This is a genomic window from Yersinia thracica (assembly GCF_902170565.1).
GTDB classification, from domain to species: domain Bacteria; phylum Pseudomonadota; class Gammaproteobacteria; order Enterobacterales; family Enterobacteriaceae; genus Yersinia; species Yersinia thracica.
In genome coordinates this window covers 1-407 of the sequence record NZ_CABHXX010000014.1, presented here as the reverse complement: position 1 = coordinate 407, position 407 = coordinate 1, and the positions used below count along the sequence as shown (strand labels likewise).

Here is a 407-nt window from a genome sequence, read left to right as displayed (position 1 = left end):
GGCAGCATCGGCCCGATATTTGATAAAGAGAAAGAGCAAAACCGCCTCAAAGAAGCACAGCTGATTGGCGAGATAGGCGGTCAGGCAATGGATATTGCGCGGACGCAGGGGGATATTCTCGGGCTTGAGGAAGCGTTGAAACGCCATCCTGAGCTGAAAGGCGATGCGGATGCCTTACGCGAAACGCCCGAATACAAAGCCGAAATGCAGAAATACGGCACCGGCAGTGCACTGCAACAAGGTCTTCAGGCCGCCACCGCCGCTATTCAAGGGCTGGCGGGCGGGAATATGGCGCAAGCGCTGGCAGGGGCTTCCGCGCCCTATCTGGCTGAAGTGATTAAGAAAAGCACCGGCGATAATCAGGCGGCCAATGCCATGGCGCACGCCGTATTGGGTGCAGTCACCGC

At 57.7% G+C, this 407-nt stretch carries 1 pseudogene; it reads left to right on the top strand.

Going from position 1 to position 407, the window contains the following annotated elements:
• Nucleotides 1-407: pseudogene (locus tag FTA91_RS02220) on the top strand (hemagglutinin repeat-containing protein); the annotation flags it as partial.